The sequence below is a fragment of the Paenibacillus sp. 1781tsa1 genome, assembly GCF_024159265.1.
In the GTDB taxonomy this organism is placed as follows: Bacteria; Bacillota; Bacilli; order Paenibacillales; family Paenibacillaceae; genus Paenibacillus.
On the sequence record NZ_JAMYWY010000001.1, the window covers coordinates 2,085,097 to 2,100,131 of the forward strand.

15 protein-coding genes are annotated in these 15,035 nt (G+C 45.0%); 9 read left to right on the top strand and 6 right to left on the bottom strand.

Translation table 11 applies throughout. The features are described 5' to 3' along the window. Window positions 1–118 precede the first annotated feature (118 nt). Window positions 119–1,168 carry an HD-GYP domain-containing protein gene (locus NKT06_RS09415; RefSeq protein ID WP_253432981.1) on the bottom strand — a complete coding sequence of 350 codons (1,050 nt, stop codon included), beginning with the start codon at window positions 1,166–1,168 and terminating at the stop codon, window positions 119–121. 125 nt (window positions 1,169–1,293) lie between these two features. Next, window positions 1,294–2,040: a molybdenum cofactor biosynthesis protein gene (locus NKT06_RS09420; RefSeq protein ID WP_253432984.1), complete on the bottom strand. Its 747-nt coding sequence runs from the start codon at window positions 2,038–2,040 to the stop codon at window positions 1,294–1,296. A gap of 120 nt (window positions 2,041–2,160) precedes the next feature. Here NKT06_RS09420 and NKT06_RS09425 point away from each other — a divergent pair, with 120 nt between their 5' ends. The 7 genes from NKT06_RS09425 (at window position 2,161) to NKT06_RS09455 (ending at window position 8,880) form a co-directional block, all read left to right on the top strand. Then, on the top strand, window positions 2,161–3,597 hold the full coding sequence (locus NKT06_RS09425; protein ID WP_253432988.1) for a bifunctional metallophosphatase/5'-nucleotidase: 1,437 nt from the start codon (window positions 2,161–2,163) through the stop codon (window positions 3,595–3,597). Window positions 3,598–3,664: 67 nt separating this feature from the next. After that, window positions 3,665–4,786: an HD-GYP domain-containing protein gene (locus NKT06_RS09430; protein ID WP_253432991.1), complete on the top strand. Its 1,122-nt coding sequence runs from the start codon at window positions 3,665–3,667 to the stop codon at window positions 4,784–4,786. Between the two features lie 220 nt (window positions 4,787–5,006). Beyond that, window positions 5,007–6,143: a radical SAM/CxCxxxxC motif protein YfkAB gene (yfkAB, locus tag NKT06_RS09435; RefSeq protein WP_091032604.1), complete on the top strand. Its 1,137-nt coding sequence runs from the start codon at window positions 5,007–5,009 to the stop codon at window positions 6,141–6,143. 46 nt (window positions 6,144–6,189) lie between these two features. Beyond that, window positions 6,190–7,545, top strand: coding sequence for a hemolysin family protein (locus NKT06_RS09440; protein ID WP_253432994.1), 1,356 nt, complete (start codon window positions 6,190–6,192; stop codon window positions 7,543–7,545). A 168-nt stretch (window positions 7,546–7,713) separates the two neighbouring features. Continuing rightward, window positions 7,714–7,953, top strand: a complete 240-nt coding sequence (locus tag NKT06_RS09445; RefSeq protein ID WP_253432997.1) for a spore coat associated protein CotJA — start codon at window positions 7,714–7,716, stop codon at window positions 7,951–7,953. Beyond that, on the top strand, window positions 7,943–8,218 hold the full coding sequence (locus tag NKT06_RS09450; protein WP_253433000.1) for a spore coat protein CotJB: 276 nt from the start codon (window positions 7,943–7,945) through the stop codon (window positions 8,216–8,218). Before NKT06_RS09445 ends, NKT06_RS09450 begins: the two co-directional genes overlap by 11 nt. Window positions 8,219–8,310: 92 nt before the next feature. Next, on the top strand, window positions 8,311–8,880 hold the full coding sequence (locus NKT06_RS09455; protein WP_091014606.1) for a manganese catalase family protein: 570 nt from the start codon (window positions 8,311–8,313) through the stop codon (window positions 8,878–8,880). A 169-nt stretch (window positions 8,881–9,049) separates the two neighbouring features. Here NKT06_RS09455 and NKT06_RS09460 read toward each other — a convergent pair whose 3' ends face one another. The 4 genes from NKT06_RS09460 to NKT06_RS31880 form a co-directional block, all read right to left on the bottom strand. Next, window positions 9,050–10,042 carry a 3-oxoacyl-[acyl-carrier-protein] synthase III C-terminal domain-containing protein gene (locus NKT06_RS09460; RefSeq protein WP_253433003.1) on the bottom strand — a complete coding sequence of 331 codons (993 nt, stop codon included), beginning with the start codon at window positions 10,040–10,042 and terminating at the stop codon, window positions 9,050–9,052. Between the two features lie 54 nt (window positions 10,043–10,096). Beyond that, on the bottom strand, window positions 10,097–10,447 hold the full coding sequence (locus NKT06_RS09465) for a hypothetical protein (protein WP_062833535.1): 351 nt from the start codon (window positions 10,445–10,447) through the stop codon (window positions 10,097–10,099). 187 nt (window positions 10,448–10,634) lie between these two features. Further along, window positions 10,635–11,003, bottom strand: a complete 369-nt coding sequence (locus tag NKT06_RS09470) for a carboxymuconolactone decarboxylase family protein (protein WP_017689521.1) — start codon at window positions 11,001–11,003, stop codon at window positions 10,635–10,637. 12 nt (window positions 11,004–11,015) lie between these two features. Then, window positions 11,016–12,647, bottom strand: a complete 1,632-nt coding sequence (locus NKT06_RS31880; protein WP_253433005.1) for a thiamine pyrophosphate-binding protein — start codon at window positions 12,645–12,647, stop codon at window positions 11,016–11,018. 413 nt (window positions 12,648–13,060) lie between these two features. Here NKT06_RS31880 and NKT06_RS09480 point away from each other — a divergent pair, with 413 nt between their 5' ends. Together NKT06_RS09480 and NKT06_RS09485 are read left to right on the top strand one after the other, a co-directional pair. Beyond that, window positions 13,061–14,026 carry a Gfo/Idh/MocA family protein gene (locus NKT06_RS09480; RefSeq protein WP_253433008.1) on the top strand — a complete coding sequence of 322 codons (966 nt, stop codon included), beginning with the start codon at window positions 13,061–13,063 and terminating at the stop codon, window positions 14,024–14,026. A 101-nt stretch (window positions 14,027–14,127) separates the two neighbouring features. Beyond that, window positions 14,128–15,027 carry a hypothetical protein gene (locus NKT06_RS09485; RefSeq protein WP_253433011.1) on the top strand — a complete coding sequence of 300 codons (900 nt, stop codon included), beginning with the start codon at window positions 14,128–14,130 and terminating at the stop codon, window positions 15,025–15,027. The last annotated feature ends 8 nt before the right edge of the window (window positions 15,028–15,035 follow it).

The following is a 15,035-nucleotide window of genomic DNA, read 5'->3' on the forward strand; positions in this document are numbered from 1 at the left end:
TCGGAATAAACAAAGGGAAGCCGATTACGGCTTCCCTTTTGTCATATGCCAACAATGAGTTGGTTATATAAGCTACTTCTTTTTGGTTCTTCGTATGCATGCTCTGTACAATGAACAGTTACTGTACATAGATCTCAACGATAGCAATATCTCTTTCTTTCGCTAAATCGATAAAGGCCGTAGAGGTCTGAACGAGTGGTCGGAAGTAATCCGCAGGATTATTCATCACAATTAGTCCCGTCTGACCCGTGGTGAGCAGAACCCTTTTACCGATAAAATTAGGCAGCATGTGCTTGATCAGTTCTTGCGTTGCTTCACCATTTAGCTGACCGAAACTGAGGCTGTACAGTTCACACAGAACAGAGATAAGCTCCTGTTTGGTTTGATACACCCGATTGGTCGTCATGGCGCTGTAAACGTCCGCTACAGCAGTTATACGGGCATAAGGGTGGATCTCGTCTCTTCGCAGTCCATGAGGATAACCACTTCCATCTTCGCGCTCATGATGCTGAAGTGCAACCGTTGCCAGAATTTCATCCTGCGTGGATTCTTTAATAATATCGTACCCATAGAATGTGTGTTTCTTCATTTCGTCGAATTCTTCCGTGGTCAATTTACCAGGTTTATGTAAGATTTCCGAAGGAATCTTGGACTTACCAATATCATGAAGATATCCTGCTTTGGCTACCGTTAGACATTCCTCGGGATTATACCCCATCCAGCCGGCGATATAAAAAGCGAGCATTCCGACTTGCAATGAATGGTTATACGTATAATCGCTATCCCCATCCAGCATAAGCAACAAGGAGACAACATCTTTCTGTTTTTCCAGCTGCCCCGTTAGGGTTATCAAAATCTCATCGACTTGTGTCTCATCAATAAAACCCTTCTCCATCGCTTGTTGAAATAGAGATTCAGTACCTTTGATCGTATCGTTAAACAGATTAGTTAACAGACGGGTTTGATCGGAAGGTAAGGTTTGTGCATCAGAGTGTAGGTCGGATGTTGTATGTTCTACATCTGCGTAATCGATTCCATGTTGCAGCAGCTTGGACAAATCATCTTCACTGAGGGAGGAACCTTTCATCAGGATGTGGAGACCCGAACTGTTGTATACATCATTTTTTAACAGGTCGCCAGGTTTAAGATCAGTAACATGCACTCTCACGTATAAACCACCTTTTCCTCGACTAATATCGACACATAACATTATAATAACAAGAAAAAAATGGGTTGACAACGACTTATTTACTATTAACCCACTCTGTCTAAAAAGGTGTAAAGGCTCATTGTTTAGTTATCCATGGGGTTCCATGGTCCTAATTGATGGCCTTTCCATTCAGATCCATCTTCCCAGATTTCCTTTTTCCAGATTGGAACGGTCTGTTTGAGTCTCTCTATGGCGTAGCGGCTTGCATCATAGCAGTCGTTACGGTGAGGTGAGGAAACGGCAATGACTACACTAATTTCTGCCACATCCACTTTGCCGATTCGGTGACTGATTGCACATAACACGCCAGGCCAGCGATCGGAGATTTCCACACCAATGGCCGCCATCTGAGAAAGAGCCATCGGCACATAGGCCTCATATTCAAGATGGACGGTGCGCTGTTCACCAGTCATTTCACGAGTCGTACCTACAAAAGTGAGAGCTGCCCCGTGATTCGGGGTAATCACTAGCGCCGTTGTTGCTTCCACAGACAAGGTGGACTCTGTAATCAGGAATAACCCATCTTCCGTTCGATGCTCAGAAGAGGCAGGCTCAGGCTTTTTATCGGGCATAGCCGTACCATCGCCTCCAGAGACTGGTGGAATCAAGGCTAGTTCGTCTTCTGATCTAATTATAGTATCGGCAGGAGCGTACTGCTGGTTAACTGCCAAAAAGGATGTCCTTATCTGGGAAGCTGCCTCTGGGTAAGCCAGACTCAGTTTTTCTTTTAAATCGGCAGGAGTCGGAATGCCTCCAATATACTCAAATTCCAGAAGGGATGTATTTAAACGTTCTGCAATGCCTGCAAATAGTTGAATTGTCAATTTCATGGATATGACTCACCTCTTTTTGATCTCTAAACCCTTTAAATATATCATAACGACGAGGAAAATGTTATGCTTATCCATTAGAAGAATGAACGTTTATTGAAGAGCAAAGGAGGCGGTGTGATGAGCACCAGGGAGAAGCAAACGTTAACGATTCTACACACTAATGACATTCATAGCCACTTCGGCTCCATGAGCACCATCGCCGCTATGATCAATGAGGAACGTGACCTAGGTGGCAACCTCCTTGTATTGGATATCGGCGATCATATGGACCGGATGGCCGTTGAAACAGAGGGAACACTGGGTACGGCTAATGTTGATGTTATTAACTTGACGGGATACGATGCCATTACAATCGGTAACAACGAAGGACTTACCTTTACGCCAGATCAGCTCGCGCAGTCCTACGCTGGACTTCTGTGTCCTGTGGTTTGCGGCAATGTTGTGGAGCAAGATACTGGCCTTCCGCCAGTGTGGATGAAACCTTCTCTGATTGTGGAGAAAGGTCCATTTCGCATTGGTTTGCTGGGGGCAACCGCCCCTTTCACCACGTTTTACGAACTGCTTGGGTGGGATGTACTGGACCCTGTGGAGTCACTAAGAGCTCAAGTGGAGGCGTTACGTGATGAAGTGGATGTGGTGGTTATTCTTTCACATCTGGGACTTTCGACAGATCGGAGACTGGCGGAGCAGATTACTGGAATTGATGTTATTCTCGGTGGACATACCCATCATGTTCTCGAAGAACCATTAGTCATTGGTCAGACCGTGCTGGGCGCAGCTGGGAAATTCGGGCAATGGCTTGGGAAAGTGGTTCTGGAACGAGCAAGCGTGGGAGAACCTCTTCAACTGGTAAGTAGCGGTTGTGTGGTTGCCAAGAGTCTATCACTGGATGATCAGGTGGCGCTGGCAATCGCTACGAATCGTACGGAAGCCGAAAGGACACTCAATCAGACGGCAGTGATAACAGACCGGGTGCTGCCCATCGCGTATGATCGGGAATCCCCGTTAGCAACATTGCTTGCACAAGCTGTTCGTCATTTCACGGGGGCACAGCTGTCTCTGGTGAATGCTGGCCAGCTTCTCGGAGATCTTCCACAAGGTAATATTACAAAAGGAATGTTGCATTCCCTATGTCCATCTCCTATAAATGCTTGTACAATATGCTTGAGTGGAAGTCATATTCGTGAAGCACTTGAGCAGTCCTTGTTGGACGATTTTTCAGGTAAGCCTATTGTGGGATTTGGTTTTCGTGGTCAAATTCTAGGTACGTTATGTATGGACGGCATGGAAGTTCAATACAATCCACATGCGCCTGCCTATGAGAAGATCCAGACCATATCCATTAATGGTGAGCCTATGGATGAACAGTGTGAGTATATCGTTGGAACGCTAGACATGTTTACGTTCAATGTGGGGTATCCTCCTCTGGCTCATGGAACCCGTACACTCTATCATCTTCCGGAATTCATACGCGATTTGCTGGAAACGGAAATAAAACGACCAGGGGCTCTGGACGACAGCCTGCGAGCCCGCTGGCATTCAAAGTTAAATTAAAGTACTTGCCTTCTGCTGAAGCGGCGGCTAGTGGTAATTACATCTACGGAGCGGGAGAGGATAGGCTGTGCGTTTAGTACATATAAACTTATTGCAGCCTGGCATGAAGCTGGGGAAACGTATTTATAGTGAAGAAGGCCTTGTATTACTTAGTGAGGATGTAGAGCTAACAAGTCGATTAATTGGACGCCTCAAGGATATCGGGATTGGTTATGTGTATATTAAAGATGCTGCGACAGAGGACATCATCGTTCCAGATATGTTGCAGGAAGCGACCAAAAGGAAAGCACTGGTAGAGATCAAACAGCAATTCCAGAGTATGTCAGGACTAAAAACCAAAAATCAGATTCCCCATTTCGGTAAAGCGCTTAGTGGTGTGATGAATGCCATTCTGGAAGACATCGGCAGTCAAAAGGAAGCCATGATTATGCTGATGGACATGAACTCCAGTGATTTTGACCTGTATAATCATTCCCTGAATGTATGTGTGTACACACTGGTTCTTGGTGTCGCTTCCGGTTACACACGCCAGCAGTTAATGGAGATTGGGCTGGGCGCTTTGTTGCATGATATTGGCAAGACACAGATTGCACCGGAAATTCTGCACAAACCTTCCAGATTGAGTGACGAGGAATTCAAAATCATTCAGCAGCACACTACATATGGACACCGTATTCTCAAAGATGAACCAGGCATACCGCTTCTATCTGCGCATTGTGCATTGCAGCACCATGAACGAATTGATGGAAGCGGGTACCCCTTTGGTTTGAAAGACAAGGAAATTCATGAATATGCCAAATGGATTGCGCTTGCTGATTCCTATGATGCCATGACGACGAATCGGGTGTACAAGCAAGCCTTGTTGCCACATCAGGCGGTCGAGGTGCTGTATACTGGTTCAGGGACCCTGTATGAACAAAGGATGCTGGAGAAGTTCAGGGATTGTGTCGCGATATACCCGGTAGGTCTTTCAGTAACACTCAGTACAGGAGAGGTTGGGGTAGTTGCATCCATTCATTCACGTGTTCCTCAACGTCCACTTATCCGTGTTCTAAAAGATGCAGACGGCCAGACTTTATCTTCGCCTTATGAAATTAACCTGCTGACAGCTCTGTCTGTGATGATCACAGGTGTAGAGGGTGTCGAGGATACACCTTCAGCGGTCCAAAGTGAACAGGTGGAAAGCTGAACTACTTGAAAGATGATTAGCGCTCATATCGTAACTTCGGGGCCATTTCGTGATGCCGTCCAGAGTTGCTTGAGCGTTTTTTGTCATGTAATGGACAGGGTCTGCGTATGCCGGAGCATTCAAAATTGTGCTATGATAAAAGATAACTCCAAAAAGAGAAACACAAGGTATGATCTAAATAAAACTTTTTAGGTTAATAAAAGGAATAAGGTGAAGAACAATGACCATGCTAAACTCAGGATCGGTACAACCGATGCCTTTATCGCCGACCAATGATCCGTGGGATCCGATCGGCTCTCTGCGTACATATGGACGCCATGTGCTGACCAGTGTAGAAATGACCGTGACACATCTGTGCAATATGAGGTGTGAACATTGTGCTGTAGGAGATATGCTTACGATGCGTGAAGCACCGGCTCTTCCGTTACCCCTGATGCTGAAACGATTGGATGAAGTGGAGCATCTGCAGACGATTAGTCTGACGGGTGGCGAGCCAAGCTTTAGCCAGAAAACAGTGGATGAGATGATTATCCCGCTGCTCAAATATGCCAAGGAACGTGGAATTCGATCTCAGATTAATTCCAATTTGACATTGGATATCAGCCGGTATGAGCAACTTTTACCGTATCTGGACGTTATGCATATCTCATTCAACTATCTGAATGCTGACGATTTCCATCAAGTTGGATTTGCAAATAGTGGCAGACCTGTGAAACGTGAAGTAGCGGTGAAGATGTATGAGAAAATGATTGAAAATTCCCGCAAACTGAGTGAAGCAGGCATGTTTATCTCTGCGGAGTCGATGATTAACTTCCGTACGCACGACAAGCTGGATGGTATTCATCAATTGATTCGTGAGATGGGCTGTGTTCGTCATGAAGTGCATCCGATGTATAACTCGAACTTTGCTTCTTCGTTGCCCGTGTTATCACTGGACCATATGAGAGCGGCGATTCATCGTTTGCTTGATGTGCGTGACAAGGATATGTGGATGCTCTTCGGGACATTGCCATTCTTCGCATGCAGTGCAGCAGAGCAGGATCGGGAATTGATTAACCGACTGTACAGCGAGCCAAATGTGACGGTACGTAACGATCCGGACGGACGCAACCGCGTGAACGTCAACATGTTTACAGGCAATGTGTATGTGACGGATTTTGCAGATATCCCGGCGTTTGGAAACATTCGTGATCGTAAGCTGGATGATGTGTTCCATGAGTGGTCAGCGGAACATCCGCTCAATCAGACGGTTAACTGCCATTGCGATATTGCTTCTTGTTGCGGGCCAAACCTGCTCGTAGCGGATATGTACTACAAAGGTGTGGATTTCAAATCTAGAAAAGCAATCACACGTTGATATTCCAGGTGTATTCCTGAAATAGATAGAAAAGGGGAGTTTCAACTTGGATATTCATACCGAGTTTCATCTTGGGCAGCTAGTATTTAATCTGGTCTGTGTCTTTTTGCTCGTATTTTTGAATGGCGTATTTGTTGCAGCAGAATTTTCCCTTGTGAAAGTAAGGCAGACACGCTTAACTCAATTGCAGAGTGAAGGAAACCGTATGGCTGGTTACGCATTGAAGGTGAATAGTAAACTGGATTCCTATCTATCGGCAACTCAGTTCGGGATTACGCTGACATCGCTTGGACTTGGGTGGTTGGGAGAACCGGCCATCTCCGAATTGCTCGTTGAGCCACTCATGTTTAAACTTGGTGTAGGAGATACAGGGCTTATTTCGACCGTGTCGGTCATTATCGGTTTTTGTATCATTACGTTTCTGCATATTGTGCTGGGTGAGCTCGCACCTAAATCACTGGCGATTCAAAAAACAGACGGAGTGGCATTGTTCTTATCTGCACCATTGCTGTTGTTCTACAAAATCTTCTTCCCGTTCATCTGGGTACTGAATGTATCGGCCAATGCATTGCTGCGTCTGGCGGGTATCGAACCTGCCAGTGAAGGAGAAGCTCACTCAGAAGATGAGCTACGTATTCTGATGAAGCAGAGTGCCAAAAGTGGTGTGATCGATAAGGATGAGATCAAACTGATGGATAACATCTTTGACTTCTCCGATATGCTGGCACGTGAAGTCATGCTGCCTCGTACCGATATGGATTGTTTGTATACCCATATGTCTTTGGAGGAAAATCTGGAGATTATTAATGCAACCAAACATTCCCGGTATCCTGTGGCAGTTGAAGACAAGGATGAGATCATTGGGTTTATCCACATCACGGATCTGCTGCTGGCTAAGCCGGAGCAACAACATGATCTGGCTTCACTTATACGTCCAATCTTGAACGTTCCTGAATCCATGGAGATCAGCCATGTGCTGCGTCTGATGCAGAAGAAACATTCTCAGATGACGCTGGTTGTGGATGAATATGGCGGCACAGCTGGATTGCTGACTGCGGAAGAAATTCTGGAAGAGATCGTTGGAGACTTGTATGACGAGTTCGAAGATGAGCGTCCGCATATGGAACGCAATGGGGATTCGTTTTCCGTTGACGGTCGTTCGCTTATTGAAGAAGTTCATAAGTGGACCGGAGCCATCATTGAGGATGAAGAAGTGGATACCATCGGTGGATGGTTGTTTAAAGAGCTTGGGGGCAATCCAACCAAAGGAAAAACGCAGGAGCTGAATGGGTACGTTTTTGAAGTAGAAGAAGCCACTCGCCTGCGAATTACCCGGGTTCGAGTGTACAAGCAATCTGTCCCTCAAAACATGAATTCGGAAGAAGATCAATCAACACAATAAACTGACCTCTGAAGGACCGCCTTATGGTGGACTTTCAGAGGTTTTTTTGTTGTGTCAGTTAAAAGGGGATTAACTTGCCGACCTGAAACATATGGATATAGAGACGGGAAGCAATCGTTTGAAATGTATGTTGCATACATGTGAACATTGAGAAAGGAGAGTTGTTCTGTGAAAGATCCGCAGCTTCGTGCTTATGTCCCGTTTGTGGGGCCGTTTGATCCTTGTCCGCCCGTAGAGATTCGAACATATCTGGTTCCTCCGCAATTATTTATTCCATTTCAGCCTATGGGCTGGCCGCAGTACAGCCCGGCGGAAGCCTTAAGAATCGGAACGTTGTGGCCTGCATTATACAGCCCTTATACACCAGCGAGATCGAAAGGGAGGAAGGTGGAATCGGATGGAGCCTGAAGTGCCCAAAGCCTGTGATGCAAAGTATTATGAGCTGTTAGAGGAGCTCCAGGCACTAGACTTTGTATTAGTTGAGCTGAACCTGTACCTGGACACCCATCCGGGGGATTTTCAGAGTATTGAACAGTACAACAAATTCAGTCAGGAGCGCATGAGAGTTGCACATGAATTTCAACAATTGTACGGACCGCTGATGAACTTTGGTCATGCATTCTCCAAATATCCATGGGAGTGGTCACAGACACCGTGGCCATGGCAAGTGTGAAATAACGCCTCGGGTTTCCGTGCAAAATTGTAACGACGGGGACTCGGGGAATATGCCAGCAATTTCAATTTCATCAAAAAGGAGGGCTCTGCATGTGGGTGTATGAGAAAAAATTGCAGTATCCTGTACGGGTTAGCAAATGTGATCCTCATATGGCAAAACTGCTGGCTGAACAATATGGAGGAGCGGATGGTGAGCTGGCGGCAGCTCTGCGGTATTTGAATCAGCGGTATACAATTCCGGATAAAATTATTGGGCTATTAAATGATATTGGTACAGAAGAATTCGCCCACTTGGAAATGATTGCCACCATGATCTACAAGTTGACCAAGGATGCGTCGGTAGAGCAACTGGAAGAAGCCGGACTCGGGCCTAACTATGCTCAGCGCGATTCTGCCTTATTTTACACGAACTCCTCAGGTGTACCTTTTACTGCAGCATACATTGCTTCGAAGGGAGATCCGATCGCGGATTTGTACGAGGATATTGCAGCAGAAGAGAAAGCCAGGGCTACATATCAATGGTTAATCGATCTGACCGATGACGTGGATCTGCAGGATAGTCTGAAGTTTCTGCGGGAACGGGAGATCGTGCATTCCTTACGTTTCCGGGAAGCCGTGGAGATTCTGAAAGACGATCGGGATACGAAGAAGATATTTTGAACAGGTGTAAATAGGAACTTGGCAGTCCGGTGAGGGCTGCTTTTTGTTTTGAAGAAATGGAGAGCCAGGAGAAGTGTATGTGCGGAGATTTGGATTGCTCTCTAATAGAAAGACGACCCATTTTGTAATAAAAGGGATCGTCCTGGTTATTATTTTGAGGAATTAAGGCCTAGTATTCAACCACCATGGCAACATTTTGCCACCCGGCTCCAACGGTCCAGAACAACACTTTGTCGCCACGCTGAATCTGCCCGGTTGTAACCGCTCGATGCAATGCGATGAACGGACTGCTGGTTGATGTATATCCGAACTCATCTCCGATATAGACGGCAATATCATCACCAATGCCAACGTTCTCGGATACAGCGCGAATGTTACTGATTGATAGCTGGGAGAAGCAGGCAGCTCTGATCTCGTCTGGTCCAATCTCGTTACGTGCCAGCAAGGTACGAATGGACTCCGAAGCGGCATCCACACAGATGGAATCATCAAATGGGATGAATTTCACATGGAAGGCCCCCGCATCTACACCCGTTTTGCCCAGCTTAGCCAAGCCTTCTGCAGGAAAAAGAGAATTGCCATACACACAGGTATCCGTCTGATAGATGGAATCAATGAAACCAACAGCATGTTCATCCCGCTCTATAATCACCGCTGCCGCTGCATCACCGAAATTGGCGAAGTATACAGGATCATCGGGACTGGCATGAGGAGCTACGTAATCCGAGCCAATGATTAATGCCCGGCGAATTCGGGGATTGCCCAGCATCTGCCGGCTAACCTGTTCGAAAGCAGCAGTCATGCCTGCACAGTTGGCGTTACTGTCAATACAGATCGTGTGAGAAGCTCCGTTAATCAGGCGATGAATCATCAAGGAATTCGTAGGAAAGATGTATTCTGGCGTTTGGCTTGCATAAGCAATCAGATCAATATCTGCACCGGTGAGTCCGGTTTTCTCCAGTAGATTGCTGGTAGCCTCAAAGGCCATGCTCAGTGAGTTTTCGTCATCGTTGTCAATTTTATAACGTGTATCACGACCAAGTGCCTTTAACAATCCACGAATATCTACACCTCGTGCATCAAAATGTTCAATATAAAAATCATTGTGCACCTTGGTTGCTGGATGATAGATATCGATATCTACAATACGAATTCCGGCCATCTTCATTCTCCTCTTGAGCGGAAGGGTGAATTCACAGCTTGTCCGCCTGGTTTATTAAGTGGTAACGGTAGATATGATTTCGAGATTGTCCAGGCCAACAGACCGACCAAGTCTGGACAATTGCATTTTTAGAATCGCGTTGTTCTCGAGGGTCAACACGACTTTTTTATATTCATCTTTTTTGAACATTTGAAGGCAGCCTTCCAGAAGAGGAACAATCTCCGGAGCAGTAACATTCAACTTTTTGCAATCGATGTTCAGGTCATACTCCTTGGTGTTAATAGGAGCGATCGTATCCTGATAGGCCGAGATGGAACGCAAACCGTCTTCTTGAGAGAAAGAACCCTCCAGTTCAATGTTTAACACCTTGTTTGGAACGTCAGTCTTAAGAATGAAATTTCCCATGCTTGATCTCTCTCCTTTAAATGAGTTAAGGCTATCCTGTTAATGAATATACAGCTCCATAGGACCGCTGCTGAAAGCTTCTAAGATGAGCGCTGATTTGAAGGATAATTTAACCATATTATAAAGGTAGGAATGTAAAAAGATCAATAAAAAAGTCGAATCATGTATAAAAATGTAGAAAAGAGAATTACTGTATTTCGTCCAAGGTAGCAAGCAAAATATTAAATGCGCTAATAATGCGTGGAGCACCCACACAGGGTGCCAGATGTAGCAGTATTCCCTTGAGTTGATCCACTGTAACTCCCACACTCAGCGCCATTGTGTAGTGTACTCCCAATTGTTCATACTGCCCTTGGGTGATCAATGAAGAGATAATAGCAACTTCCTTCCATTGATCCGTAATCGTGGTGCGCTGAAAAATATCTCCGTATGCCGTCCCCATAATAAATTCCGACAATTCGGGAAAATGCTCTTTGATGGGTGCGAGGGCTCTTGCGCCGTACTCCCCTGAAAGTTTAGCAAAACGGTCTAGTCCCTGAGCTACATGTTCACTCATGATCTGCTCCTCCTAATTCAAAGTTACGGTGCGGTGAGCCGTGGGTGGAATTTCATCTCGATCGGTCAGAAGCTCAATAACAGTTACCTGATTCAACGTCTGGGCTGTGTTCAGCGCAGATGAGAACTCAGCAAGGGTTTCTGCTCGAAACGCAACTGCACCGAGAGATTCGGCAAATTTGGCTGCATCCATAGGAACTTCATATAATGTGCCATCAATTCTGCCCGTTGTTTTTTCCATTCCTTTGAGTGCCATGTCCAGTTGTTTGTTATTAACAACAATGAAAATGACATTCAGATTGTTGCATACCGCGGTATTGATCTCCGTCCCCAGCATCATGAAACAACCGTCCCCGGTGATGCATACGACGGTCTCTGCGGGTGAAGCGGCCTTTGCGCCTATCGCCATACCAATGGCGTTACCCATGCATGCAAAGTACGCGTCAAACACAAAGCTGCCTGGTTTCTTGACTTTATATCGCTGAACTGCATGAAATCCATGGCTACCATCATCGACAAACAGCTTATGATCGTAAGGAAGAAGTTCACTCATCCCGTCCAGCACAGAAGCCAGAGACAGGCGGGGCAAATCTGGTAATGGGACAGTGTAATCTATGGGTGTCGTGGTTCTCACAGGAGTAGGGAGGTCTTCTAATGTGCCCAGCCAATATTGCAGGTTGTCCTTCAAATCACCGGTGATATGTAAGGTTTGAGCGCTCAGAATCTTGCCTACAAATGTAGGATCGGCGTCAAATTGAATGAGGTGTGCCGGGTGGTTATCAGGTTTCAGATTGCAGATGGTCATGTCACTCAGACGTGAGCCAAGTACGATATAAAGGTCACTTTGGTTCAGCATGTCGTCTGCATGCGGGAAACCTCCAACACCACAAGGTCCATGGTACAGGGGATGGTCCCACGCAATCGCTCCTTTTCCACCAGGTGTAGTAATGACAGGGATGCTGAACGATTCGGCCAGATGAAGCAATTCATCATGAGCTCTGGCGCGACTTACACCTTTCCCAGCAATAATTAAGGGACGGTTGGATTGTTGAATGAGAGGAAGAATGCGATTCAGGTTAGATACGCTAAGCAGAGGTTCCGGTTCGGGAATGACAATCCGGCATTGAGGTAACAACTCGGTCTGTACGTCAAAAGGAAGACAGAGGTGAACAGGGCCTTTATTGGGGCCGAGTGCAATGGAAAGGGCATGATTCAGCAGTGTGCTGAAGTGATCTCCACGCTCAACCAGTTTGCTGAATAGCGTAGCAGGCCTGAACATCTCGGCCAAATCAGCCAGATAGGAAGAGGAGTCCTGACACTGGGGTAGCCCCAGTTCCTGAATGGATTGATGACCCGTAATAAATAGTACGGGCAGATTGTTGGCCTTTGCATGGGCGGCAGCAGTAATCAGATTGGTTCCGCCTGGACCGGATGTGGCAAAGGCAACGCCGAGTTTACCCGTCTGTAATGCATAACCGGATGCGGCAAAACCTGAGCTGGATTCATGACGGCCTGGAATGAACTCTAATCCGTAATCCACCATCTTCAGGACAGCAGGACAGATGGATTTACCAATAATACCAAAGACATGAGTAACGCCTAGATTACGCAGAGTTTCTGCCAAATAGTCCGCAACTGTTCTCACGCGGGACACCTCGCTTCATGAAATAGGTTAATAGAACCATACGCATATTCCATTTGTTGAATGCAAGTCAATGTCTAAGGTTGTAAGAGGAAATATTCTTTGTTATTAGGAAGAGTATCTTTTTTTGTGGTTTTTTGTCAACCTGTTTTTATGAGTCTAAATTCCTGATTCTTAAGTTGGTAACGCTTTACGTGTTGCTAGATAAAGTAAAAATAAATGGTTATATATCCCTGCAACGAATTACCCAATCGGTAATTAGTTACAAATAATGTAAAAAGATGACTAACCATGATGAATTTCAGGTTCAACCAGCGACATGAAATCTAGAGGTTTATTTCTTTTTTCGTATCAACGCATCGCATTCGCAATTCTTTGCTTTCTGCTATACTGGAAAGGAATTGGGAGGGGATGTAATGGTGGTCATCAAGATGGCTCTGATTGGTCTGGGTAAAATGGGATTACATATGGTTCATCAAATCGAGAATACGAAGATGGATACAAAGATTGAAATTGTAGCGGTATGTGATGCGAATGAGGAAGGCTTGGCGTCCTTTGCAGCTTCTCATCGGGGGGTTAGAACGTATACGGATTACAAGCAATTGATGAATGAACATCAGATTGATCTGTTGTATATTGCAGTTCCACCGAAATTTCATTATCAGGTTGTCATGGAAGCGCTGGAGCGAAAAATTCATGTGTTCTGCGAGAAACCACTTGCCAATAGTGTAGAAGAAGCCAAAGAGATGCTGGATGCAGCGGAGCAGGCGGGCGTTGTTCATGCCATCCACTTCTCTATGCCGCATGAACCTTCCGTGCTGAAGTTGCAAGAGATGATTGAGCGGGGTACAGTGGGGGCGATTCGCAAAATAGATCTCATTCTGCAATTCCCGCAGTGGCCACGATCATGGCAACAGAATGCATGGATTACGAGCCGGGAACAGGGTGGATTTATTCTTGAAGTGGGGATTCACTGGATTCATATGATTCAAAAGGTGTTTGGTGCCATCCGGGTAGTGAGCACTCAGGTTCAATATCCTGAGAATGGAGAATGTGAACTTGAAGTACAGGCAGCATTGCAACTGGAAGACGGGACTCGAATTCAGCTAAACGGTATGTCTCAATTTGCGGGAGAAGAACGTGTATCCATGGTGGTGTACGGTACGAAGGGCACGATTGCCTTGGAAAATTGGGAAGAATTGAAGAGTGGCCTGGTGGGACAGCCACTTTCTCCAGTGAAAGTGCTTGAATCCGCCAGTGAATTGCCTGTACTTAAACATGTCATTGCCCACATACAAGGCCAACCAGCCAAGATATATGATTTTAACGACGGGTATCAGGCGCAATTGGTACTTGAAGCGCTACGAAACACGGGAAATTAAGTGACCAAATTAATTTAATATTATTTGGGATTAAGTCCGAATTAAATGTTTAATTTTTCTTCGTTTGTGGTAATCAAGATATACTACAAAGGAGGTATATTATGGTAAATGGCAAAAAACTAATAATATCTTTATGTTTATTTTTATGTGCTCCCACTCAGATTTTTGCAGATCAAGACAGTCGGAGTGAAAAGGAAAAACTTATTGTGCAAAGTTACGGGATTTCAACTGAATTTGCTAGTGACTTAACTGACAATGATTTAGAAAAACTTCTGGCAAAGGAACCAAGAATGAAATCTAATAAAGACGAATATTTTAAGCTAGAACACTTAATAAATGAAGATAATCAAATGTTGAGGTCTTTTAGCGAGGACAACACTAATACAGTAGTTACCAAAGTGACTAGAGAAGAAGCTTTAAATGAAATAGCTAAGGAAATGCAAAGTGAAATTTCAACACAGAGTGTTGGGGACAGTAAAACTACAACAACATCGTGGCTAAGACTTGAAACAAATATGACTTATTACAATACTAATGGTCAGGTTTCGGTTAGATTTCAATGGCTTAAAAATGCTTATTATAATAAAGAGGATATTTTGGCCATTGGCCTCAGTAACAATGTAGCACCTCTAAATAATACAGCTAGTTTCGTTCATAAAACCGATACTTATAATCCACTGAATATGGATTGGCGTGAGTATACAGAGAATAATGCAACATTACGTTACCATCCTGGCGGCGTCACTGCTCAGTTTAATTTGTTTTCACCAGCAATGAATTACAGGGATGAGAGAGGGTATCTTAGTTTTACTGTCAAACCTAGGGAAAGTGGTAAATGGACCTTAAACTCATTTTATGATACTTTAGGATACTATAGGCACCAAGAGAAAGTTTTCTCAATTTCGCCTAGTGTTTCTATTCCAATAGGAGGTTCTTTGTCTTTAAATCAACAAGATAAGTTTTCAGAAGTGGATAGTTTCGCTCAAATACAATATAAATAATATACTTT